Origin of the sequence: Nocardioides sp. CPCC 206348 (genome assembly GCF_048654705.1) — a bacterium.
Classification (GTDB): Bacteria; Actinomycetota; Actinomycetes; order Propionibacteriales; family Nocardioidaceae; genus Nocardioides.
Genome location: NZ_JBMCZA010000196.1, coordinates 44,011 through 45,544, shown reverse-complemented (window position 1 = coordinate 45,544; position 1,534 = coordinate 44,011). Strand labels below are relative to the sequence as shown.

Genomic DNA, 1,534 nt, shown 5'->3' with positions numbered 1-1,534 from the left:
GAACGCCGCGAGGACCACGCCGGACCCACTCGACGCCCCAGGCCACGGCCTGGCCGAGGGCGGTGGCCGCCACCACCCAGGCCAGTGTCAGCAGCTGGACGCCGAGGAGCCGCGACGGACCGGCGACGACCGCCGTGAACCCCAGCAGCAGCCAGGTCTGCAGCAGCCACCCCGTGTTGAGGGGCGCCAGCACCAGGGCGCCGAGGTGGTCGGTGACCGGGCTGATCGGGTGGATCGAGGCCGGGTCGCGGGCGAGCAGCTCGCGTCCCCCGCCACCGGCGACCGCGCTCGCCACACTGATCGCCACCACGGCGCCGAGGGCAGCCGGCAGGGCGCGCGCGGCCCGGGAGATCGTGTCCGGGTCGAGGGTGACCCACGCGGGCACGGTCGCCGACAGCACGGTCACCACGGCGAAGACGGCCAGCGCCACCACGACGGCCCGTGGGCGACGCAGGGTCGCGGCCCGGAACCACAGCAGGTGCCGCACGTCCGCGACGGCACGGCTGACGTCGCTCAAGCGATCAGGCCCCCAGCGATCGGGCCCCCAGCGATCGGGCCCGACACGATCAGGCGAGGAGAGCGCGGTACGCACGCGCCCCGTCCTCGCCCGCCATGAAGCCGGACGAGATGGTCGCCATCCGCGTCCCGCCACGGAGGACGGCGACCTCGCCGCACACCTGGACCGCGAGGTCGCGCAGGTGCGTGGAGACGAGCACACCGGCACCACGGGCGCGGGCGTCCTCGATCACCTCGAACGTGGCCTTGACACCGACCGGGTCGACCCCGTCGAACGGTTCGTCGAGCAGCAGCACCGACGGCTCGTGCAGGGCCGCGAGCACCACGCTCAGGCGTCGCGACATGCCGTGGCTGAAGCCCGCGGTCACCCGGTGGGCCACGAGCCCGAGGTCGAAGCGCTCGAGCAGCGCCTTCGCCCGCGACTCCCAGCCCTCGAGGTTGCGCAGTCGCGCGCTCAGCTGCAGGTGCTCCCACGGCGTCGCGCGCGGCACCAGGCCGCCGACATCCGGGCAGTACCCGACGACACGCTTCGCCTCGAGCGTCGCGTCGCGGACGTCGTACCCACCGACGAAGGCAGTGCCCTCGGTCGGCGGCACCACGCCGGCCAGCACGCGCATCGTCGTGGACTTGCCCGCGCCGTTGCGGCCGAGCAGCGCCATCGCCTGGCCCGGCTCGACGTTCAGATCCACGCCCGTCACCGCTTCTACCGTGCCGAACTGCACCCGCAGGCCGGACACCTCGATCGCGGTGTGGGTCTCCCTCCCCATCACGAGTCCACTGTCCGGCCGATTCGGCCAGAAGACCAGAGGCCGGGACCAAATCGGGCCGAGCGTCCTGCCCGGGTAGTCCGTTCGGGCCGGTCCCGGCGACCGATCAGGTGTGTTGCGGGAAGCCCAGGTTCAGCCCGCCGTGCGAGGGGTCCAGCCAGCGCGAGGTGACGGCCTTCTCGCGGGTGAAGAACTCGACACCCTGCGGTCCGTAGGCCTTGGCGTCGCCGAAGATGGACGCCTTCCAGCCA

2 protein-coding genes are annotated in these 1,534 nt (G+C 73.3%); both read right to left on the bottom strand.

All coding sequences use genetic code 11. The annotated features are described in order from the left end of the window. On the bottom strand, positions 1-517 hold a 517-nt coding region (locus tag ACOADB_RS18305; protein ID WP_378601596.1), incomplete at its 3' end, for a hypothetical protein. A gap of 49 nt (positions 518-566) precedes the next feature. Next, on the bottom strand, positions 567-1,283 hold the full coding sequence (locus ACOADB_RS18300; RefSeq protein WP_378601593.1) for an ABC transporter ATP-binding protein: 717 nt from the start codon (positions 1,281-1,283) through the stop codon (positions 567-569). Positions 1,284-1,534: the final 251 nt, after the last annotated feature.